Consider the following 16,249-nt stretch of genomic DNA (forward strand, 5'->3'; position numbering starts at 1 on the left):
CAGAATGTTGGCCCAATAGAGCGCGAGCGCGACGCGGAACGTGATGTACTCGGCCAGTAGGCGCGTGGTCAGCGGCAGCACGGCCACGGCGGCGAGGAAGAGCAGGTGCAGCCAGGTGAAGTCGCGGTCAGCTTCTCTCATGCGCTCCAGTTGGGTCTGCTGGGCCACCCAAAAGATCCCAAGCGTTAGAAAGCTGAGCAGGTAGGTCACGAATTGTGGAGCGAGGGAGACGATCGCAAGCCAGAGCTGGACTTCCGTGTGGATCGACGCGTGCGCCGGCACGCGGATATCCAGGACCATCACCGTCATCGCGAAGGCGAAGAGACCGTCACTGATGGCGTTCAACCGGTCTATGCTTCGCCCGGCAATGGCGTTGTAGGTTCTCGTATGGCCGCGCACCTGTCGCTCCCAATGACTAAGCGGCACGCCAGGTTGGCTGGATCAACGCGGTCGCGCTTCAAAAGGGCGATCAAGGGCCCGATCGCGCAGAAAACGCCAACAGCCAGCCCCGATGCCAAGGAGGCCAAATCGTCGCCGAACCGCGGCTTGGGCGTCGTCCGCGACGCCGCTCACGTGATGTAAGGCTCGCTCATGGGCGACCTCTTCATCGCCCGTTTAACGCCTTGGGTTCACCGGTCTGGCGAGGATTTGCACAGGAGGCCGAAGAACAGGAGGACCGCCATCGTGCTCAGAGTAATGTCGTAGATAGGACTATTTGGAACTCCGTTCTTCAAGTTGGGCAAACTGCACGGGCGGCGTTGGGAAATGCGGACCAGCGCCTGCTGGCCGGCGTTATCGGCCGCCTCGGCTCGGGCGGTCGTTGGGCTGGGCCTGAGTTCCTGTGAGAAGTCCTGAGCGTGGCCGGCCGACGGCGGACGGCGGACGGCGAACAAAACCTTGCCTCTGGCGCGGGCGCTGGCGCCTTTGACGGCGCCGTGAGCCTCCTTGCTGCCGGAGGTCCGAACGAGAGGCTTCACCCCGTCGGTTGCTGCGGCAGGATTGGCAGGGCGAACTGGAAGGTCGCGCCGCGTGGATTGTTGGGCTCGGCCCACAGCCGCCCGCCATGCGCGGTGATGATCGAACGGCTTATGGACAGGCCCATGCCCGTCCCGCGGGGCTTGGTCGTAAAGAAGGTCTCGAAGAGACGATCGACCATCTCCGGCGGCAATCCTTCGCCGGTGTCGCTCACCGAGACCATGACCTGCTCACCGTCGAGCTGCGACCGGATCGCGACTTCCTTCTTTCCATCGACTTCCTTGAGAGCGTCGAAGGCGTTCAGCACGAGGTTCACGACGACCTGCTGCAACTGCACCCGGTCCGCCAGGATTTCCGGGGTGCTTTCCAGGAAGGTCCGGATCGACACCGCCTGGCGCGCCGCCTCGCCGCTCAGCAATTGCACGGCCTCGCGAATGATGTCGTTTACCTCGACCACCTCGCCTTGCAGCGCGCCGCGTTCGAAGAGTCGGCGGGTCCGGCTGACGATCTCGGCCGCCAGGGTTCCATTGCTGACGATCGCCGCCACCGCCGCCCGGGCCTCCTCAAGGTCTGGCGCCTCCGGGTCGAGCCAGCGCTGAGCGGCCCTGGCGTTGGCGACAGCGGCGGAGATCGGCTGAATGATCTCGTGGGCCAGGGAGGCGGTCAGTTCGGAGATGATGCTGACCCGGCTGACGCGCGCCAGATCGTCATGGGCCTGCCGGAGCGCCTCTTCGGCATGCTTGCGTTCCGTCGTGTCCATCGCGGTGCCGAAATACCCGACCAGAACCCCGCTTTCCCCGAGCACGGGATGAGAGACGCTGTGAAGGTGCCGGATCGTCCCCTCCGCGGTGACAATTCGGAAGTCGTACTCATAATCAGCCGCCGTGGTCGCCCGGCGCCGCATCACCTCCTCGATGAAGGCGTGGTCGTCGGGATGAACGCTCTTGAGAACGAAGTCCTGGGTGAGTTCATCCTTTTCCGCATCCAGGCCGAAGATGCGGAACAATTCCGGCGAGGCGGACATGACGCCTGAGCTCATGTCCAGCGACCAGCTGCCCGTGCGGCCCATTCTTTGGGCCTCCGTCAGATGTGCGGCCTGGATCTGGGTCAGGGATTCTTCGGCACGCTTGCGTTCGGTGATGTCGCTGTTCGTCTCCAGCGTCCCGATACGTTGGCCCCTCTCGTCCGTCTGCAGGGACCACCGACTGGCGACCGTCGCCCTGGAGCCATCTCTTTTGGTATGTACGAGTTCGCCCTCCCAGTGGCCCGAGGCCAACAACTCATGCGAGATTTCCTCGAATGGCAGTGGGAAGACGGTCTGGAGGAGATCATGGGCGACCTTCCCGATCGCCTCCTCGTTTCTCCACCCGTAAAGCTGCTCCGCACCGTGGTTCCAATAGGTGATCTCGCCGCCCAGGTTGCGAACGAAGACAGAGTCGTGGGTCAAATCCAGCAGGCGGGCTCGATCACGGACCGTGTCTGCAAGTCGGCGGGTTCGTCTGACAAGCGAGGTGATGACAAGAGAGGCCACAATAAACGTCGCCAGGGCCCAAAGGTCCTGCTTGGAGAAGATCAGCGGCGTGAAGAGCGGTGGGACAAAGTAATAATCGAGCCCAACGACGGCAACGAGCGAAAAGACGACGGACGAGATCAGGCTGTCCATCAACGAGAGAAAGACGATCACAATCAGCAGGGAGAATGAGGCGGCCTCGAAGCCAAGGCCGAGTTGGAAACACACCCACGTTGTGGCGGCCAGCGCGGTGACACCGAAAAGCCAAAGCGCCGCCAGATGTCGCAATTGAGCGATGAGGGAGTCGCTCATTCGCTATGATGTCCCTCCGCCAACGGGCGCCACCCCGTTCGGAATTCCGCAGAACAGCGGAATCGGTAAATTAGACCATCAGGAGCTCAATGAGCGCAAGCGGGGCCGGAACTGGGGCTCACGCCGCCCGAGAACCTGACCATCTCCAAGCTTCGCGGATAGCTGGTACCCATCCGGCGTAGGCCGCGGTCCCGCCGGCTCATTTGGCCGGGTTTGAGTTCTCGCGGTGCATCTCGAGAAGGTTCTTGAGTTCGTCGATGCGGGCCAGGACGTCGGCGAGCCAGGCCTGGGGATCGACGTCGTTGAGCTTGGCGGTGACGATCAGGCTGTACATCCTGGCGGCCCGCCGTACCCGACTTGACGCCATCCCGCGACGCAGCGCGCAATGTTTTCGTTTTCGGGGGGCCGGAATGGCGTATCTGCGGCTGACGGTGCTGACGGCGGTCCTGGTAGGCCTTGCGACCATGGCGGCGGAGCCAGCGCCCGCGCCCACACTGCCGACCGACGCGATCGACGCCGCTGTAGCCAAACTCCTACCCACACCGCGCCTGTTCGAGATGGAGGTGACGCATCTGGTCCCGCCGAAATCCGAAACTGTGCAGATGTGCATGGGCGCCGATACCATGCGGAGCTTCTTCAGCGCCCTTAAGGCTGACCCGGAAGCGCTCGCGGCACTGGCCAAGGGCTGCACCCAGAACCGGACTAAGACCCCCGACGGCGGGGTGAAGCTGGAACAGGTCTGCGACAAGGCGGCCGGCGCGGCCTGGACCTCGCATATGACGACCGAAACGGCTTCGGACCTGCACGAGGCGAGGATGCATATGGAAATGGAGATGGACCTCGGCGGAAAGACCCAGACGATCGCGCAGGATATGCACTTGACCCTGCTGGGCGACTGCCCCGCCGATCTCAAATCGGGCCAGATGCGCCAGGTGAGCGGTGAGGTCTTCGACTTCGGTGGATTCCTTTCCGGACAAGCCAAGGTCCCACCGCCGAAACCGTAGCCCAGCGCTTTGTTGGATTGTCGATGTGCTCGTCCGGATTGTGTCTCACGCGGCCTTCCGACCCTCGTACCGATAGCTGGACCGACCAAAGGTTGAACACGAGCCGCCGCCGGTCATGGGCGCCGACAAGGATCCAAAGTCCGCCATTGCCGGCTCCCGCGAGCGCCACAGCAAGGCCGCCGTTCGCGTCGAGCGCCGCGCGGACGTTCTCATGAAATCTCAGGGAAACGGCAAGGACGGGCCCATCGCGTTGGGCCAAGTCTGACCGCGACGGCAGGACGCCATCCGACGTGCATGCCACGGGCGAAGAGAGGTTGCCAACGATGCGATCCAAGCCAAACGCTTCCTCCGGCCCCAGCGCGATAGCGGGCTTCGTCCTGAGGCTGCTCGGACCGCGGCGCGGCGGCCAAGCCGCCAGGAGCGCTCCAGGTGGCGAGCCTGCGGTAGACAGCCTGTCGGCCATCCGCTGCCTGAGAGAGACATATCTCCGCGGCCCTTCCGACTGCGATTGCGCCGAGTACTACATGCCCGACGGCAGTTTGATTTGGGAGCGGGGGGCCTTCCAAGATGCCCCGTAAATTTCCCGTGGCGAGGCCGCCGTCCGGCTCCGCTGCGGCAGCTGGGATCCAGGCGGGCGCGCACGAGCCTGGATCGTCCAGCGCCCGGGTCGATCTCACCTTTGATCGCCGTCGGTTTCTTGTCGGCGGCGCCGTGGCGGGAACCGCCGGCGCTGCGGTGGCCGCGGCCCGCCACGACGGTATGCTTGGCGGACCGCCGCAGACGTTCACCGGGGCGGTCCCGTGGCAGGAGGGAGCCGCCGACGCGCCGCCTGGCGTGAGCGGGACCGACTTCATCTTCTTCACCTCTGCCGAGCGCGCCTTCATTGAAGCGGCCGTCGACCGTCTCATCCCGCCCGATCCCGTCGGTCCGGGGGCCGTCGAGGCCGGCGTGCCGTTCTTCCTCGATCACCAGCTCGCCGGACAGTTCGGCCAGGGCCAGCACTATTTCCTCGCGGGGCCGTGGTCGAAAGGCACGCCACAGCAGGGATACCAGAGCCGCTTTTCGCCGGCTCAGCTCTACCGCGCCGCCATCCCTGCGATCGAAAAGTACGTCGCCGCGACCTTCAACGGCGCGGCCTTCAGCAAGCTGGCGGCGGCCGACCAGGACAAGGTGCTGAAGGGCCTTGAGAGCGGCGCCATCAACCTCGACGGCGGCGTCGACAGCGCGACCTTCTTCGCCATGCTGCTGCAGAACACCAGGGAGGGCTACCTCTCCGACCCGATCTACGGCGGCAACAAGGACATGGCCGCCTGGAAGATGATCGGCTTCCCCGGCGCTCACTACGACTACAAGGAGTGGGTCACCCGTCACGGCGAGCGCGTCCCCTACCCTCCGGTCGGCTTCAAAGGCCGGCCCGGCTGGACGGAGCGCTGAGCCATGACCGTCACCCTCAAGCCGGTGGACGCAGTGCTGGTGGGCTTCGGCTGGACCGGCGCCATCATGGGCCAGCAGCTTTGCGACGAGGGCCTCAGCGTCGTCGCCCTGGAGCGCGGCCCCTGGCGAGACACCGCCGCCGACTTCGCCACCGGATTCGCCCAGGACGAGCTGCGCTACATGTGGCGCCACCACCTGTTCCAGAACGTCAGCTATGACACCCTGACGATCCGCAACAACACCAGCCAGCAGGCGCTGCCCATGCGCCACCTGGGCTCCTTCCTGCTCGGCACCGGCGTCGGCAGCGGCGGCGTGCATTGGAACGGACAGATCTGGCGCTTTCTGCCGTCCGACTTTCTCACCAAGAGCCACAACCAGCAGCGCTACGGACGCAATGCCGTCACCGACTACGACCTGACCGTCCAGGACTGGGGCGTCACCTACGACGAGCTGGAGCCGCACTACGACACCTTCGACAAGCTCTGCGGGACCAGCGGCAAGGCCGGCAACCTTCGCGGCCAGATCCAGCCTGGCGGCAATCCGTTCGAAGGGCCGCGCTCGAACGAATACCCGACCCCGGCAATGGCCCAGACCTACGCGCCGACGCTGTTTGGCCAGGCCGCAGCCTCCCTAGGCCGCCACCCGTTTCCCCACCCCACCGGCAACCTCTCCCAGCCGTATGTGAACCCCTTGGGCGCCCAGCTTGGGGAGTGCACCTACTGCGGCTTCTGCGAGAAGTTCGGCTGCGGCAACTACTCCAAGGCCAGCCCTCAGACGACCGTCCTGCCCTATCTGATGGCCAAGCCGAATTTCACCTTAAAGACCGAGTGCGAGGTCCTGAAGGTGGAGCTCACCGCGGACCGCAAGCGCGCCACCGGGGTGACCTATGTGGACAGCGCGGGACAGGAATACTTCCAGCCCGCGGAGATGGTGATCCTCTCCGCCTACATCCTGCAGAACGTGCGGCTTCTGCTGCTGTCCGGCATCGGCGAACCCTACGATCCCAGCACTGGAAAAGGACAGGTCGGCCGCAACTACGCCTACCAGACCATGTCGTCGGTGAACGTCTTCTTCGACGACAAGATCCTCAATCCCTTCATCGGCGCTGGCGCGCTCGCGACCGTGATCGACGACTTCAACGGCGACAACTTCGACCACAGCGGCCTCGGTTTCATCGGCGGGGCTTATGTCGCCGGCATGGTCACCGGCGGCCGGCCTATCGAGATGATCTACACGCCGCAGGGCACACCGGCCTGGGGCCTGGAGTGGAAACACGCCGCCGCCCGGAATTACCTCCGGTCCTTTTCCATCAGCGTCCACGGCTCGTGCATGAGCCACCGCGGCAACTACCTTGATCTCGACCCCACATACCGCGACACCTTCGGACGTCCGATGCTGCGCATGACGTTCGACTTCACCGACAACGAGCACAAGATGTCGGACTATCTGACGGATCGCGCCGCCGAGGTGGCGAAGGCGATGAACCCGCGCGAGATCAAGCTCAACCGACGGACGGGGTCCTGGAGCGTCGTCCCCTATCAGACGACGCACAACACCGGCGGCGCGATCATGGGCGACAATCCCGGCAACAGCGTCGTCAACAAGTACCTGCAGGTCTGGGGCGTCCCCAATGTGTTCTCGATGGGGGCCGGCGCCTTCCCACAGAACGCCGGCTACAACCCTACCGGCACTGTCGCCGCCCTGACCTACCACGCAGCCGCCGCCATCAAGTCCCAGTACCTGAAGGCGCCGGGCGCGCTGGTGCAGGCTTAGGAAGATGGGCCGCTTCGCCCCCCCTCTGCTCGGTCTCGCCGCCGCGGCGTCCCTGGGACTTGCGACCTGGGCGGCCGACCAAGGCCCGGCGCTGCCCTCGCTGCCGGCGCATCCGCTCGGCGCCGTCACGCCGGCAGGTCTGCTCGCCGAGATAATCCCTGACGGCGCACAGAACGCCGAGCAGTTACGACGCGGCCAGGCCCTGACGATCGCCGGCGATTGCATGTCGTGCCACATCCGCGACGGCGGACAGCCCTTCGCCGGCGGACTGGGCCTGAACACGCCGTTCGGCGTCATCTATTCCGCCAACATCACTCCCGACGCGAACACCGGGATCGGCGCGTGGACGAACGAGCAGTTCTACCGGGCCATGCACGAGGGCGTCGGCGCACACGGCGAGAACCTCTATCCGGCGTTCCCCTACCCCTGGTTCAGCCGCGCGAGCCGCGCGGACGACGAGGCGATCTTCGCCTATCTGAAGACCCTCCCGGCGGTGAAGTATGTCCCGCCCGCCAACCACCTGCCATTCCCGCTGAACATCCGGTTCATGGTGAAGGGCTGGAACCTGCTCTTCTTCAGGCCTCACGATGTTCAGGCCGACGCTGGCCAGTCGGCCGAGTGGAACCACGGCGCCGAGATCGTCAGCGGACTAGGTCATTGCGGCGGCTGCCACACGCCACTGAATTTCTTTGGCGCGGCCAAGTCCGACCAGGCGCTGCAGGGGGGGGACGTCGACAACTGGGTGGCCCCGAACCTGACCGCCAATGCGCGCACCGGTCTCGGCGCCTGGAGCGTCGATGACATCTCCGAGTATCTGCGCACCGGCCGCAACGCCCGTGCCAGCGCGGGCGGATCGATGGCCGAGGTGGTCTCCTATTCGACCTCCCTGATGTCCGACCAGGATCGCCGCGCGATCGCCGTCTACCTCAAGAGCCAGACCGCCAGCCCGGATCGCGCCCCGGGGACGCCGGACCCAGGCGCCATGCGTCGGGGCGGCGCCATCTATTCTGACGCCTGCGCGTCGTGCCACCTCGAGAACGGCGTCGGGCAGCCGCGCTTCTTCCCGCCGCTCGGCCACGACGCCATGCTGCAGCAGGCCGATCCGACCGGGCTTGAGCACCTGATCCTGGCGGGGGGTCGCGTCGGCCCGACGGCGACCCGTCCGTCGCCGCTGATCATGCCCAGCTTCGCCTGGAAGCTCACCGACGATGAGGTCGCCGATGTCTCCACCTTCATCCGCAACAGTTGGGGCAACCAGGCGGCCCCGGTCGACGCCTCAAAAGTCCGCACCCTGCGCCGTCGTCTCGGCCTGCAGGCGACGCACTACACCGCCAACTCCGGCGATCAAGGGTGAACGATCATGTCCGCCGCCAGACTGAGCCTGAGTTTCGCCTCTCTCGTCGTCCTGACGCTGGCATCGGCCCCGGCCGCGATCTCGCAGCCGAACACGGTGCACAAGACGACGTTGCAGGACCAGCCGTTTCCACCGCCCGTCTACCATAGCGTCACCGTGAGGACCGTGGTGGACGCCGGCGGCGAGGTCCTGCCCCACACGCATCCAGGCGCCGAGATGGGCTACGTCCTCGAAGGGCGCGCCGAGTTGCGCGTCACCGGCCAGCCGCAGCGAACCCTCGCCGCGGGCGACAGCTTCTCGATCCCCGCCCGAACGGTTCACAGCGTCAAAAACGCCGGGTCGGGCGCGCTGACGATGCTGTCGACCTACGTCGTCGACAAACGGCAGCCGATCTCCTCGCCCGCGCCCTGATCGAACTGGCCGCTGCGGCCGCCAACAGCCGGTCGCGAGACCGATTTCCCCGACGGCCGCCTCGACATGGATCGCCGCGGCAATTGGCGACGCAGGCGCGAGCCTGCGAACCTCGCGACCGGGATAGCCCGGCGCTCAGGCGCGCCAGGAAGTTCAGGCCTTGGCTGTCGCCGTCGCCGTCAGGACTGGGTCGGAAGCACCGGGAGGAGTTTGTCCAGGGTGATCGGATAGTCGCGAATCCGTGCGCCGCAGGCGTTGTAGATCGCGTTGGCGAGCGCCGCGCCGGCGCCGCAGATCCCCAACTCGCCGATCCCCTTGCTCTTGAGGGGATTGGCCGCGTCGTCGAGTTCAGGAAGAAAGAACGCCTCGATCGCAGGGACATCGGCGTGGACCGGCACAAGGTATTCCGCCAGGTCGTGGTTCACGAACGCGCCGGAGCGCCGGTCGAGCACCAGCCCCTCTTCCAGCGCCGCGCCGATGCCGAAGACCATGCCCCCGATCGCCTGGGAGCGGGCGGTCTTGGCATTCAGGACGCGGCCGGCGGCGAACACGCCAAGCATCCTTCTCAGGCGGACCTCGCCGGTGTCCGCGTCGACCCCAACCTCGGCGAAATGCGCACCGTAGGACTGTTGTGAGAACGTGTGTTCGGTGTCGCCGGGCCGGATCTCTCCGTCGGCCTCAAGCCCGCCGGCCCCCACCAGATCGGTCAGCGCCCGCGACTGACCCCCGGCTTGCAGTCGGCCGTCGGCGAAGCGAGCCGCTCTTGCGTCGACGCCGGCGGCCGCGGCGAGCTTGCCTCGCAGCCGATTGCAGGCGTCGAACAGCGCCGAGCCCGAACTGGCGGCGCCGAACGAGCCGCCCGAACCCGCGGCTTCGGGAAAGGCCGTGTCGCCGATCTCGATGCGGATCCGATCCGGCGGCAGGCCGAGCATGTCGGCGGCGATCTGGGTGAGTATGGTGTAGGTTCCGGTTCCGATGTCTGTCATCGCCATGCGCACCGTGGCGATGCCGTCCGGTCCCAGCCGAACCGTGGCCTGGGAAGGCTGCAGCGGGTTGCCGCGCGTGGCGGCGGCGACGCCCATGCCGACCAGCCAGCGCCCATCGCGGACCTGGCCATGCCGCGGGTGGCGCGAGGCCCACCCAAAGCGCGTCGCGCCTTCCCGTAGGCACGCCACGAGGTGGCGACTTGAATATGGAACATGCCGCTCCGGATCCTCATCCGGTTCGTTGCGCACCCTGAGTTCGATGGGATCGAGCTCAAGCTTCTCGGCCAGCTCGTCCATCGCACATTCCAGCGCCAGCAGGCCCACCGCCTCGCCGGGCGCGCGCATGGACGACGCGATCGGAATGTCGAGCGCCGCCAAGCGGTGTCGGGTCAACCGGTTGGGTCCTGCGTAAAGTGTCCGCGTCTGCATCGCGGCGGCTTCGTAGCTCTGCTCGCTCGGCAGGTTGCCCGAATAGGAGTCATGGCCGATCGCCAGGATGTGTCCCTCTCGGTCCGTTCCCAGACGGATGCGCTGGACGGTATCCGAGCGGTGGGTGGTGACATGGAACACCTGCTGGCGGGTCAGAGCGGTCTTGACCGGCCGATGCAGCTGGCGCGCAGCGATCGCCGCCAGGATGGCGTCGGCGTTCACCCACAGCTTCGCCCCGAACCCGCCACCGATGTAGGGGCTCACCAGTCTCACGTTCTTGACCGGAATCCTCAGGGTTCTCGCCACAGCGAGCCGCCCCTGGCTCAGCATCTGGTTTGCGGTGTGGAGCGTGAGGTTTTCGCCGTCCCACACCGCCAGGCTGGCGTGGGGTTCCATCATCGCGTGGGCCTGCTGGGGCGTGGAATATTCGACGTCCAGTTTCACGGGCGCTGCGGCGAACGCGGAGTCGAAGTCGCCCACGGCGCTGTCCGCCGGCGCTCCGGTCGACTGAGGCCTACGAGCGCGATTCAGATTGTCGGCCAGGACGAAGTTCCCAGGCTGGCGATCGTAGCTGACCTCAACCAGATAGGCGGCCGCCCGAGCCTGTTCGAAGGTCTCCGCGACCACGAATGCGATGGGTTGGCCGAAGTACGCCACTTGCGGTCCGGTCAGGACCGGGTGCGCCTCATGGTGGTTTCCCTCGCCCTGAGGCGGCGCGTTGAGATGGGTGAGCACGTACAGCACGCCAGGCGCACGCTCGGCCGCCCGCGTGTTCAGGGAAAGGATCCGCCCCTTGCCGATCGAAGCCTGGACGACGTAGCCATACGCCGTGTTCGGGGCCTGCAGCACCTCGTAGGAATAGGTGGCGCCGCCCGTCACCTTCAACCGACCGTCCACGCGATCCAGGGGCTTGCCGACCCATCCGTCCTTGACGGTGTCGAGCGCGTTAGGGCCGACGGGCGTGTTCATCTGCATGGGACGTACTTTCAGGCCTGCGTGATCTCGGCCAAGACGGCGCAAAGCGTTCGGCGCGCCAGCGGGATCTTGAAGTCATTGCCGCCGTGCCCGCGCGCGCCCTCCAGAACCGCGTCCGCCGCGGCGTTGAAGCTGTCCGCAACGGCGGTGCGGTCGACCAGGCCCTCCTCCGCACCCACGACCCGCCAAGGCTTCGGCGCAAGGCCGCCGAACGCCATTCGGGCGGATCGGACCCGCCCGTCGGAAACGGCCACGACCGCGGCGACCGACACAAGCGCGAAGGCGTACGAGGCTCTGTCGCGCACCTTGCGGTAGATTTGGACCCCCGGCGGCGGCGGGGGAAGCGTGACCGAGGTGATGACCTCGTCTGGCTGCAGGTCAGTTTCCACCTGGGGGGTTGCGCCTGGCAGGCGATGGAACGCCTCGATCGGAATGGCGCGGGCGCGGCCATCTGCGCTCACCGTTTCGATCCGGGCGTCCAGGGCGCGCATGGCGACCGCCATGTCGGAAGGATGGGTGGCGATGCACTGGCTGCTGGCGCCGAGGACGGCGTGGATGCGGTTGAAACCTCCAAGAGCTGCGCAGCCCGAACCCGGCTGGCGTTTGTTGCAGGGCTGGGTGATGTCGTAGAAGTAGCTGCATCGGGTCCTCTGCAGCAGGTTGCCGGCGGTGGTCGCCTTGTTTCGCAGTTGCGCGCTGGCGCCGGCCAATAGCGCGCGGCTGAGGACGCCGTAGCGGCGCCGAACGCGGGGCTCGGCGGCAAGGTCGCTGTTGCGCACCAAGGCGCCGATCCGCAGACCGCCCTCTGGCGTCTCCTCGATCCTGTCCAGCGGAAGCCGGCTTACGTCAATCAGACGCTGCGGCGTCTCGACCTGAAGCTTCATCAGATCGAGGAGATTGGTGCCTCCAGCAATGATCTTTGCGCCCGGTTGGGACGCGGCGGCCGCGGCCTGTTCGACGGTGCCGGGGCGTTCGTAGGTGAAGGCTTTCATGGCTGTTGATCCGCTGCCTGCCGGATCGCCGCCACGATGTTCGGATAGCCGGCGCAACGGCAGATGTTGCCGCTCATGCGTTCGCGGATCTCCGCGTCCGTCAGGTCCGGCCGGGCTTGCATAAGGTCGTCGGTCACATAGCTCGGCATGCCTATGCGGCTCTCGCGCAGCATGCCGAGGGCCGAGCAGATCTGCCCTGACGTGCAGTAACCGCATTGGAAACCGTCATGTTCGATGAAAGCGGCCTGCAGCGGATGCAGCGCCTCGCCGTCCGCGAGCCCTTCGATCGTCTCGATCGATTGTCCGTCGTGCATCACGGCGAGCGCGAGGCAGGAATTGATGCGACGCCCGCCAAGCAGCACGGTGCACGCACCGCACTGGCCATGATCGCAGCCCTTCTTAGTCCCTGTCAGCGCCAGGTGTTCCCGAAGCGCGTCAAGCAAGGTGGTGCGTGAATCCAACGACAGGCGGTGCGTCTTGCCGTTCACCTGGAGTTCCACGTCCACCGCGACAGGTCGGTCTTCGAGTTCAGAGCGCCCGCCGGCCAGCGCGGCGGCGCCGGCGCTGCGGGCATACGTCACCGCGGCGGTGGCGATGCCAGCCTCGATGGCCTCGCGTCGCGACAGGTGAAACCCCTTGCTCTCCTTGATGCGACTACGGAGGCTCTCCTTGCTGCGACTGCGGAGGGGCAGTTTGCTCATCGCCGATATCCAACTGATGTGTGACATCAAGCTACGGGCAGGACCGAACTGACGTCCTTGCGCGGCCACTGAGTTGTCCTGAGAAAAGCTGCGCGCGACGGACGGGGTCAGAACGACGACAGCGCCCGCGCCCTGCGACCGCAGCGACCGGCGTCTGCTCAGATGTTCTCAAGTGATTTCAATACTCAGCCAAGGATACGCGACCCGGTCCTCAGATAGACTGCGATCCGTGATGATCATGTCTTTGGGGACTGAGGTCGAATGGTGCGCCAGGAACAACTCGCGGTCGCGGATGCCCGCGAGGCCGATCATCGCTTCGCCAACCACCTGGCGCTGCTGTCGGGCTTCGTGCGCTTCAAGTCGGCCGATCTGGCCCGACAGCGCTTTCAGCCAACCGTCGAGGGGGTTCAGCTCATCCTTGAGAGCCTTCGCGGCCAGATCGACGCGATGGCGCGCCTGCATCGGTCGCTCGCCGATGGGGCCTACGGCGCGCCCGTCGATCTCGCAGAACAGTTGCACGAGATCTGTGAGCCCCTGTCCTTGGTTCTCGGGGGACGAATGGCGCTGACCGAGGACGTCCGGCCGGGCTGCTGGCTGCCGCCGGATCGGATCCTTCCCCTGACCCAGATTGTGGCTGAGGTCATCACGAACTCGGTCAAGCACGCATATCGATTGGGGCAGGTTGGCCAGATCCGCGTCGGAGGCCGCCAAGACCCCGACGGGCACCTGGTGATCGAGATCGCCGACGATGGTCCAGGCCTTCCACAGGGCTTCGACGCGGACAAGGACAGCGGCCTGGGATTTCACCTGATACGCGCGCTCGCCATCCGCCTGGAAGCGGTGGTCGAGTTTGAAACCCGGAGCGACGGACTATGCTTTCGACTAACCCTTCCGGCGGAGCCTGCAATCTAGGCTGCGCTCGGCGCTGGTTGAGCGCGCGCGGAGGATTGTGGTGGGACTTACGGCGATCTTGGCGGGGCAGTCCACAGCGCCGCCACTAAACGGCTAAGCTTCGAGCAGGTGGGCCTCAGAGCCGCCGCGAGCCTTCGGCGCCGCGCGATCGAACCGAACCTGATGAACGCCGAGGTGGCGACTGGAGACGGCGTCAAACTCGCCACTTTCCGCCAGCTTGTCCATGGCGTAGTCGCGCATCGTCCCGAGCAGCCGATAGCGATAGGTCGGGCCCCGAACGTCGGCCGCGACAAGCGACTTGGCGACCAGGCTCGCCAGGTTTTCTACGACTTCGGTGTCTGCGACTTCGCCGACGCCAACCACGTACGTGGCGGCTTCCAGGGTAAAGTCACCGCCGAAGACCGCGAGACGCCGCATGACGATCCGCTCGGGTTCGGTCAGCAACTCATAGCTCCAGTCGAGCGTCGCGCGCAGGGTTCGATGCCTTGCCGGGGCGGTTCGGCGCCCATCGGTCAGCAGGCCCAGCCGATCGCTCACGCGAGCCGCCAACTCCTCGACGCCCAGGGTGGCCGCGCGCGCCGCCGCCAGTTCGATCGCCAAGGGTATTCCATCAAGCTGCCGACAGATCAGCGCCGCCGCCGCGGCCAAGCCATCGAAGCGCGAGAGCGAGTCGGCCGCTCGGGTGCGGTCCATGAACAGCTTTGCGGCGCTGTACTGCATTACCTCGTCAAGGCCGTCGGCGTCCTCAGGCGGGACCTCGAGCGGCGGCACGCGGTAGATCCACTCCCCATCCGCCCTCAAGGGTTCCCGGCTGGTCGCGATCAGGTGCAGGCGCGCATCGGCGTGCAGGAGTTCCTCGGCCACGCTCGCCGCCGCCTGGATCACATGTTCGCAGTTGTCGAGCACCAGCAGCATTCGCTTCGAGCCGAGCGCCGAGGCAATACGCGCGGCCGAGGCCGCGTCATCGCCCAGGCCAAGCACCGCCCCGACGGCCGACCGCACGAGCGCGGGATCCGCCAATGGGGCCAGCTCGACGACTCTCACGCCGCCGTCGAACGCCGGCGACAGCCGACGGGCAAGTTCAACGGCGAGCCGGGTCTTTCCGATCCCGCCGGCGCCGACCAAGGTGACCAATCGGTTCGCCTCGACCATGGCGGCGACGTCCGAAAGATGGGGCTCTCGCCCGACGATTTCCGACGTGGGCGCGGGCAGATTGTTCGAGGCGGCCGCCTCATAGGCGCCGTCGCCGGGCTCGCCGTCTCTCTCGAGACGGGCGTTTCTCCACTCGGACGGGCCGGAGTGGCTTTCCACGCCGACCTCGGCGATGAAGCGATAGCCTCGGCCGGACAAGGTCTTGATCAGGCCGCGATCCGCCCCCAGCGCCTTGCGCAGGGTTGAAATCTGGAATTGCAGATTGTTTTCTTCGACCGTTGTGGTCGGCCACACACGGCTCAGCAGTTCGTCTTTGGTGACAAGGTCTCCGCGCGCTTCAATCAGTACACTGAACACTTCGAGGGCCCGATTTCCGATCGGCACCGGAACACCGTCCGCCGTCAATTCGCGGCTGTGCACGACGAAGCGGAAGCGTCCGAACACCAGCGCCTGGCGATTGGACCGATCAGCGGCAGCCAGCGGCGCGGTTCCGGGCTCCCGCGGGTCATGGGATGGCATCCAGCTGGCTGGCGCCCCTTCCCTCGGAACCGCCATGGACATGATCATCTGCGTCTCCCGTTCGCTTCGCTCTCCTCCACGGCGGCGCGCACCAGCCTGAGGAGGTCGTCTTCGTCGATGGGCTTGGTCAAGTAGCCGCGCACGCCGACCTGCAGCGCCCGCAGGCGCATGGCCTCATTGGGGTGGGCGGTGATCAGAACGGTGGGCGTGCGGTCACCCGCGGCGACGAGCTGATCGTGGAGTTCAAGCCCGGTCATCTCCGGCATCTGCACGTCGGCGATCAGGAAGTCGGCGTCGGAGCGATGCTCCGAATTGAGCAGACTCGGCCCTGAATCGAACGTCCGAACGATATAGCCGTGCGACTTCATCAGACGCGCCATCGCTTCTCGAACTGTTTCATCATCGTCGACGATCGAGATCACTGCTTTTCCAACTGTCACGCTCGCACCACCTGCCCGCACCAAACAATGCGAACGGTAGTTCGCCGCGAGGGCGCCGACCATTCCACGTGAGTGGATTGAGGTCGTAGCGAAGCCATGTCGACTAGCGCCGAAGTACTAGGAAGCTAGCCATTCGGGCCGCCCGACTTGGCGCCTGCGGGATCGCGGGGGAGCCTCAGCGAGGGAGGTCGACGACCATTGGCAGGGCGAACCGCACGACGGCGCCGCGAGGCGGATTTGGCTCAGCCCACAACCGCCCGCCATGCGCCTCTACGATCGAGCGGCTGATCGAAAGGCCCATGCCGGTGCCATCCGGCTTGGTCGAGCAGAACGTGTCGAAGATTCGATTGGCGTCGTTCTGCGGCAATCC

General features: G+C 66.1%; 14 protein-coding genes and 1 pseudogene. 6 read left to right on the forward strand and 9 right to left on the reverse strand.

Annotated elements, in window-relative coordinates; translation table 11 throughout:
- From E8A12_RS17025 to E8A12_RS17035, 3 genes and pseudogenes are all read right to left on the reverse strand, one after another.
- On the reverse strand, positions 1-399 hold a 399-nt coding region (locus tag E8A12_RS17025; RefSeq protein ID WP_293370989.1), incomplete at its 3' end, for a TMEM175 family protein.
- Between the two features lie 574 nt (positions 400-973).
- On the reverse strand, positions 974-2,797 hold the full coding sequence (locus E8A12_RS17030) for a PAS domain S-box protein (protein ID WP_293370991.1): 1,824 nt from the start codon (positions 2,795-2,797) through the stop codon (positions 974-976).
- 250 nt (positions 2,798-3,047) lie between these two features.
- Positions 3,048-3,143 (reverse strand): annotated as a pseudogene (locus E8A12_RS17035) (transposase domain-containing protein); the annotation flags it as partial.
- A gap of 64 nt (positions 3,144-3,207) precedes the next feature.
- Here E8A12_RS17035 and E8A12_RS17040 point away from each other — a divergent pair.
- The 5 genes from E8A12_RS17040 (at position 3,208) to E8A12_RS17060 (ending at position 8,773) form a co-directional block, all read left to right on the forward strand.
- Complete coding sequence (locus E8A12_RS17040) at positions 3,208-3,801, forward strand: DUF3617 family protein (protein ID WP_293370993.1); 594 nt, start codon at positions 3,208-3,210, stop codon at positions 3,799-3,801.
- A gap of 711 nt (positions 3,802-4,512) precedes the next feature.
- Positions 4,513-5,235: a gluconate 2-dehydrogenase subunit 3 family protein gene (locus E8A12_RS17045; RefSeq protein ID WP_293370995.1), complete on the forward strand. Its 723-nt coding sequence runs from the start codon at positions 4,513-4,515 to the stop codon at positions 5,233-5,235.
- Between the two features lie 3 nt (positions 5,236-5,238).
- Entirely contained in the window at positions 5,239-7,008 is a 1,770-nt protein-coding gene (locus E8A12_RS17050) for a GMC family oxidoreductase (RefSeq protein WP_293370997.1), read from the forward strand.
- Positions 7,009-7,012: 4 nt separating this feature from the next.
- Complete coding sequence (locus E8A12_RS17055; RefSeq protein WP_293370999.1) at positions 7,013-8,362, forward strand: cytochrome c; 1,350 nt, start codon at positions 7,013-7,015, stop codon at positions 8,360-8,362.
- Positions 8,363-8,368: 6 nt separating this feature from the next.
- On the forward strand, positions 8,369-8,773 hold the full coding sequence (locus E8A12_RS17060; protein WP_293371001.1) for a cupin domain-containing protein: 405 nt from the start codon (positions 8,369-8,371) through the stop codon (positions 8,771-8,773).
- 179 nt (positions 8,774-8,952) lie between these two features.
- On the opposite strand, the gene E8A12_RS17065 is transcribed toward E8A12_RS17060, so the two are convergent.
- From E8A12_RS17065 to E8A12_RS17075, 3 genes are read right to left on the reverse strand one after another with little or no spacing between them, the layout of a single operon-like run.
- Positions 8,953-11,163: a xanthine dehydrogenase family protein molybdopterin-binding subunit gene (locus tag E8A12_RS17065; RefSeq protein ID WP_293371003.1), complete on the reverse strand. Its 2,211-nt coding sequence runs from the start codon at positions 11,161-11,163 to the stop codon at positions 8,953-8,955.
- Between the two features lie 11 nt (positions 11,164-11,174).
- Entirely contained in the window at positions 11,175-12,155 is a 981-nt protein-coding gene (locus E8A12_RS17070) for a xanthine dehydrogenase family protein subunit M (RefSeq protein ID WP_293371005.1), read from the reverse strand.
- Positions 12,152-12,856 (reverse strand): 2Fe-2S iron-sulfur cluster-binding protein, encoded by a 705-nt coding sequence (locus E8A12_RS17075; RefSeq protein WP_293371007.1) that lies wholly within the window; start codon positions 12,854-12,856, stop codon positions 12,152-12,154. The genes E8A12_RS17070 and E8A12_RS17075 overlap by 4 nt, the downstream gene beginning before the upstream one ends.
- 261 nt (positions 12,857-13,117) lie before the next feature.
- On the opposite strand from E8A12_RS17075, the gene E8A12_RS17080 reads away from it, so the two are divergent.
- A complete protein-coding gene (locus E8A12_RS17080; protein WP_293371009.1) occupies positions 13,118-13,768 on the forward strand; it encodes a sensor histidine kinase in 651 nt (216 codons plus the stop codon).
- Between the two features lie 93 nt (positions 13,769-13,861).
- Here E8A12_RS17080 and E8A12_RS17085 read toward each other — a convergent pair whose 3' ends face one another.
- The 3 genes from E8A12_RS17085 to E8A12_RS17095 all read right to left on the reverse strand — a co-directional run.
- Positions 13,862-15,487, reverse strand: coding sequence for a winged helix-turn-helix domain-containing protein (locus E8A12_RS17085; RefSeq protein WP_293371011.1), 1,626 nt, complete (start codon positions 15,485-15,487; stop codon positions 13,862-13,864).
- Positions 15,484-15,861 carry a response regulator gene (locus E8A12_RS17090; RefSeq protein ID WP_293371013.1) on the reverse strand — a complete coding sequence of 126 codons (378 nt, stop codon included), beginning with the start codon at positions 15,859-15,861 and terminating at the stop codon, positions 15,484-15,486. The genes E8A12_RS17085 and E8A12_RS17090 overlap by 4 nt, the downstream gene beginning before the upstream one ends.
- Before the next feature lie 193 nt (positions 15,862-16,054).
- A partial coding sequence (locus tag E8A12_RS17095; protein WP_293371015.1) for an ATP-binding protein occupies positions 16,055-16,249 on the reverse strand: 195 nt, incomplete at its 5' end.

Origin of the sequence: Phenylobacterium sp. (assembly GCF_004799395.1) — a bacterium.
In the GTDB taxonomy this organism is placed as follows: Bacteria; Pseudomonadota; Alphaproteobacteria; order Caulobacterales; family Caulobacteraceae; genus Phenylobacterium.

What these genes read in the sequence shown, in the direction of transcription:
- E8A12_RS17085 (WP_293371011.1), bottom strand. Translation starts at nt 15,487, where the DNA reads ATGATCATGTCCATGGCGGTTCCGAGGGAAGGGGCGCCAGCCAGCTGG.
- E8A12_RS17060 (WP_293371001.1), top strand. Translation starts at nt 8,369, where the DNA reads ATGTCCGCCGCCAGACTGAGCCTGAGTTTCGCCTCTCTCGTCGTCCTG.
- E8A12_RS17040 (WP_293370993.1), top strand. Translation starts at nt 3,208, where the DNA reads ATGGCGTATCTGCGGCTGACGGTGCTGACGGCGGTCCTGGTAGGCCTT.
- E8A12_RS17050 (WP_293370997.1), top strand. Translation starts at nt 5,239, where the DNA reads ATGACCGTCACCCTCAAGCCGGTGGACGCAGTGCTGGTGGGCTTCGGC.
- E8A12_RS17055 (WP_293370999.1), top strand. Translation starts at nt 7,013, where the DNA reads ATGGGCCGCTTCGCCCCCCCTCTGCTCGGTCTCGCCGCCGCGGCGTCC.
- E8A12_RS17030 (WP_293370991.1), bottom strand. Translation starts at nt 2,797, where the DNA reads ATGAGCGACTCCCTCATCGCTCAATTGCGACATCTGGCGGCGCTTTGG.
- E8A12_RS17065 (WP_293371003.1), bottom strand. Translation starts at nt 11,163, where the DNA reads ATGCAGATGAACACGCCCGTCGGCCCTAACGCGCTCGACACCGTCAAG.
- E8A12_RS17070 (WP_293371005.1), bottom strand. Translation starts at nt 12,155, where the DNA reads ATGAAAGCCTTCACCTACGAACGCCCCGGCACCGTCGAACAGGCCGCG.
- E8A12_RS17080 (WP_293371009.1), top strand. Translation starts at nt 13,118, where the DNA reads ATGGTGCGCCAGGAACAACTCGCGGTCGCGGATGCCCGCGAGGCCGAT.
- E8A12_RS17075 (WP_293371007.1), bottom strand. Translation starts at nt 12,856, where the DNA reads ATGAGCAAACTGCCCCTCCGCAGTCGCAGCAAGGAGAGCCTCCGTAGT.